Origin of the sequence: Advenella sp., from assembly GCF_052108595.1 — a bacterium.
GTDB lineage: Bacteria > Pseudomonadota > Gammaproteobacteria > Burkholderiales > Burkholderiaceae_B > Advenella.
In genome coordinates this window covers 6,222-8,303 of sequence record NZ_JBQEAU010000153.1, presented here as the reverse complement: position 1 = coordinate 8,303, position 2,082 = coordinate 6,222, and the positions used below count along the sequence as shown (strand labels likewise).

Below are 2,082 nucleotides of genomic sequence, written 5' to 3'. Positions count from 1 at the left end.
TTTCATTTCGAACCGACATATTTCATTTGCAATTGCACGTCGCCTCGTCGCTTCTACCGCCTGCTAGCTTTCCTGCAGACTTTCTACTGTCGTGGGTTCGGCCGGCACCCTGTTGTCGCCGGGCAACGCCACGGCCTGCACTTCAATGGCCTGATCACCGGCCAGCGCATCCTCAAGCACAAAAGCCGCCGCCCTTTCAGCAACCATGACCACCGGCACATTGGTATTTCCCGATACCAACGTAGGCATAATCGACGCGTCAACCACACGCAGCCCCTGCAGGCCCCTGACCACCAGCCGGTGATCGACGACTGCCATCGGGTCCGCTGCGGGCCCCATCTTCGCGGTGCCCGATGGGTGGAAAATCGTGGCCCCATTCTCGCGACAGAAATGCAGAATCTCATCGTCGCTGCGGACATCGCGTCCAGGCTTGACCTCGCCCTTCATCAAGGACTGCATCGGCTGGGCGTCTGCGAGCTTTCTGGTTAACCGCACCCCGGCAATCGCTGTGCGGCGATCCAGGTCGGTTGCCAGGTAATTGGGCTGCATCGCCGGCGCCTCGAACGGGTCGGTCGAACGGATGCGCAGATAACCCCGCGATTCGGGACGTAACTGGCACACGGAAAAGGTGCAGCCTGAAAAGTCATGGACCTTGCCACCGGCCATATCGGCCGACAGCGTGCCAAAATGAAACTGCACATCGGGACGCGCATCGGTATCAGACAAGGCGTTGCAGAACAGGGCGCCCTGGTTGATACCAATGGCCAGCGGACCGCCCCGCACCAACGCCCATTGCAAGCCCATCTTTGCCTTGCCGCTCCAGCTGCGCAACAGATCGTTGGTGGTAATAGGCTTGTTCACTTCGTAGATCAGCCGAAACTGCAAATGGTCCTGAAGATTCTCGCCCACACCATTGAGCGCGTGCACCATGGGAATGCCCAGCGGACTCAGGTGCGCTGGATTACCCACACCCGACAGTTGCAATAGCTGCGGAGACTGCAGGGCGCCCGCGCACAGGATGACTTCCCGGTTTGCGTTTAATGTCTTGATTTTCCCGCGCTGGCGATACTGGATCCCTGCCGCTTTTTTTCCACGGAACAGAATCCGCATGGCTTGCGCTTCGGTTTCGATACGCAGGTTCGGGCGTCGCCTGGCCGGGTTCAGATAGGCGACTGCCGTAGAACAGCGCCGACCGTTGCGGGTCGTCAACTGATAATATCCGGCCCCACGCTGGTCCCCCGTATTGAAGTCCTTGCGCGACGGTATGCCAAGACTGTTGGCCGCGCCGATCAGCGCATCGACCAATTCGTGACGGGTCGGAATCGACGTGGCATTCAGCGGCCCCTCTGTCCCATGGGTCGGACCGGGCCCGAGATCATTATTTTCCAGTTTACGAAAGTACGGCAGGCAGGCATCCCAGCTCCATCCCTTGTTGCCCAGCGCTTCCCAGTGGTCATAATCTTCCTTTTGCCCCCGTATGTAGATCAGGCCGTTGATGGAGCTGCTGCCGCCCAGCGTTTTACCGCGCGGCCAGTAAATCCGGCGGTCCAGCATATTGTGATCGGGATCGGTATAAAAGCCCCAGTTCAACCGCGGATTGAACATGGTCTTGCCATAACCGATAGGAATATGAATCCACATATTGCGATCAGCCGGTCCTGCCTCGAGCAGGCACACTGAATATTTGCCGTTCTCGCTCAACCGGTTGGCCATCACGCACCCGGCCGAGCCGCCGCCCACCACTACATAATCCACACTCTCTTGCATAGTCTTGTCTGCCTGCCAGTTCTGATTTGGTGGGTCAAGTGTGCGTCTGGCGAGCCGCTATTTGTTAGGGGTATACACCAATCATTTCAATTTTGAAACGATAACCGCCATTTTCATTTCATTTACCGGAACGGATAGTTTCAAATTGTTGGATATTTAACTTTTTTTATTCCACAATAAATATAGAGACAACCATGACCATGACAAATCAAGAATCAAAACATCTGCGTATTCTGACTGTGATAGAGCACCTGGCTTGCGCCAGTTATCCGCTGTCACTGGCACAGATCGCCCAGCGAACCGCATTGCCCAAGG

2 protein-coding genes are annotated in these 2,082 nt (G+C 56.5%); one reads left to right on the top strand and one right to left on the bottom strand.

Going from position 1 to position 2,082, the window contains the following annotated elements; translation table 11 throughout:
• Positions 1-63 precede the first annotated feature (63 nt).
• Positions 64-1,767 carry a GMC family oxidoreductase gene (locus ACTIKR_RS19235; protein WP_442328724.1) on the bottom strand — a complete coding sequence of 568 codons (1,704 nt, stop codon included), beginning with the start codon at positions 1,765-1,767 and terminating at the stop codon, positions 64-66.
• 194 nt (positions 1,768-1,961) lie between these two features.
• On the opposite strand from ACTIKR_RS19235, the gene ACTIKR_RS19230 reads away from it, so the two are divergent.
• A partial coding sequence (locus tag ACTIKR_RS19230) for a hypothetical protein (protein WP_442328725.1) occupies positions 1,962-2,082 on the top strand: 121 nt, incomplete at its 3' end.

Bases quoted from the DNA above. Each gene is read 5' to 3' on its own strand.
- ACTIKR_RS19235 (WP_442328724.1), bottom strand. From the start codon at position 1,767: ATGCAAGAGAGTGTGGATTATGTAGTGGTGGGCGGCGGCTCGGCCGGG.